2 protein-coding genes and 1 pseudogene are annotated in these 2210 nt (G+C 69.2%); 2 read left to right on the top strand and 1 reads right to left on the bottom strand.

The window, feature by feature from the left end; translation table 11 throughout:
• A pseudogene (locus VF697_RS16875) lies at nucleotides 1–542 on the top strand (L-asparaginase 1); the annotation flags it as partial.
• Nucleotides 543–618: 76 nt separating this feature from the next.
• Nucleotides 619–1536 (top strand): GGDEF domain-containing protein, encoded by a 918-nt coding sequence (locus VF697_RS16870; RefSeq protein WP_331096202.1) that lies wholly within the window; start codon nucleotides 619–621, stop codon nucleotides 1534–1536.
• A 27-nt stretch (nucleotides 1537–1563) separates the two neighbouring features.
• Here VF697_RS16870 and VF697_RS16865 read toward each other — a convergent pair.
• The coding region (locus VF697_RS16865; RefSeq protein ID WP_331096200.1) for a diguanylate cyclase at nucleotides 1564–2210 on the bottom strand (647 nt) is incomplete at its 5' end.

Here is a 2210-nt window from a genome sequence, read left to right as displayed (position 1 = left end):
GCCCCAATTGCCCCCTGCTGGGCACCCTCGGAGTGGATGCCACCTTCGCGCCGGGTCTGCGACAGAAGGGCCCCTTCCGCCTGCGCGAGAAGCTGGAGCCCCGCGTCTTCCTCCTCAAGGTGTTCCCGGGGTTGGATCCCTCGCTGCCCCTGGCCCTGCTGCCCCAGGTGCGCGGCCTCGTGCTGGAGGCCTACGGGGCGGGCAACTACCCCGTGGATCCGTCCCTCGGCCGCTCGCTCCTGCCCCTCTTCCGGGAGGCCCGCCAGCGCGACATCCCGGTGGTGGTGGTGAGCCAGGCCTACCGCAACGGGGTGGACCTCACCCTCTACGAGTCCGGGGCCGCCGCCTTGGCGGAAGGTGCGCTCAGCGGCGGGGACATGACGCCCTCGGCGGCGCTGGTGAAGCTGATGCAGGGGCTCGCCTACCACCGGGACAGGGAGGCACGGGCCCGCTTCATCGAAACCCCAATTGTCGGGGAAATGACCGAGCGCCCGCGAATCGCCGAGCAAGCACCCGCCAAAAAGTCGAGACGCGCGCGATAGGAGCGACCATCTAGGGGTGATCGTCCCGTGGCATGCTTGCTGGAGACAATCATCGACCCGTAAGATGGGGGGCACGATGTCTGACGAGAAGACCGCCGTCCATTCGATTTCGGACCTGCTAGGGACCGCCGCGCCCCAGCAGCAGAGCGCCTATCTCATCGTCATCAGCACGAAATCGCCCGCGGGTATCGGGCGGATGTTCAAGCTGGATCGCTCCGAGACGGTGCTCGGCCGCAGCGTCGAGTCCCAGTTCCAGGTCGAGGACGATGGCATCTCGCGCAAGCACGCCAAGGTGGTGTCGCTCGGGGACGGCCGCTTCCAACTGGTGGACCTGGGCAGCACCAACGGCACGTTCCTCAACGGGCTGAAGGTGAGCGCCGCGCCGCTCTATGACGGCGACAAGATCCAGATCGGCTCCAACACGGTGCTGAAGTTCTCCATCCAGGACCAGCTGGAGGAGGCCTACCAGCGCAGCATCTACGAGTCGGCCACGCGCGACGGGCTCACGCGCATCTTCAACAAGAAGTACTTCCTCGAGACGATCCGCAAGGAGTTCGCGTACTGCCTGCGCCACCGGGTGCCGCTGTCCCTGGTGATGTTCGACGTGGACTACTTCAAGAAGATCAACGACGTGTACGGGCACCCGGCCGGCGACTACGTGCTGGCGCGCATCGCGCAGCGGGTGAACGACACCATCCGCACCGAGGACCTCTTCGCGCGCTACGGCGGCGAGGAGTTCGCCCTCATGCTGCGCGAGTCCAGCGAGGAGCAGACCCTGGCGTGCGCCGAGCGCTGCCGCGTGGCGGTGGACCGCACGGACTTCATCTTCGGTGGCACGCCCATCAAGGTGACCATCAGCCTGGGCGTGGCCACGCTGCACGACTCGGACTACACGCAGGCCGAGGAGCTGATCGCCGCGGCGGACAAGTACCTCTACCGCGCCAAGCGCGCCGGCCGGAACCGCGTGGACGGCAAGGCCGTCAGCGGTCCCTGAACGCCGGCGCCCTCGCGCCGGCCCGACTCACGTCCCTTCAATCTCCAGTCCCGGCGTCTCCGCGAGCATCTCCACGCGGTTGCCGCCGGCGGCCTGGGCCGACTCCAGCGAGCTCTGGGCCTGACGGACGAGGTCCGAGAAGGACACCTCCCGCCCCGGAGCGAGCGCGGCCAGTCCCACGGACACGGTGGGGCGGACCACCTGCTCATCGAAGGTGAGGCTGGAGCGGGCCACGCGCTCGCAGACGCGGCGGGCCACGGTGTGGGCCCCGGCCAGGTCCGTGTGCGGCAGCAGCAACAGCACCCGGTCCGCCGAGTACTGCACGGGGTAGTCCGTGTCGCGCAGCGAGCGCCGGATGGCGAGCGCCAGTCCTCCGTAGAGCTGCGCGCGCAGCTCGCGGTCCGCCTGCACCGGCAGCGGATCGAAGGACACCAGCGCGATGGCCAGGGGCAGTCCGTAGCGCCGCGAGCGCTTCACCTCGACGAAGACGAAGTCCTTGAAGTGCGCGAAGGCGTAGAACTGGGTGAGGGGATCCAACAGCGCCTCCCCCGAGGCCCGCACGGGCTCGGGAGCCGGAGCGGCGCGTCCCTTCCGGGCGGGAGTGGCGCGCGCGGGCGTCCGCAGCTTCACCAGCTCGGGCAGGCGCACCCGCAGGTCCTTCGCGGACAGGGGCA

The sequence above is a fragment of the Archangium sp. genome (genome assembly GCF_036388035.1).
Classification (GTDB): domain Bacteria; phylum Myxococcota; class Myxococcia; order Myxococcales; family Myxococcaceae; genus Archangium.
Note: the sequence above shows the minus strand (reverse complement) of the source record. Positions and strands in the feature narration are given on the sequence as shown.

What these genes read in the sequence shown, in the direction of transcription:
- VF697_RS16870 (WP_331096202.1), top strand. Translation starts at nt 619, where the DNA reads ATGTCTGACGAGAAGACCGCCGTCCATTCGATTTCGGACCTGCTAGGG.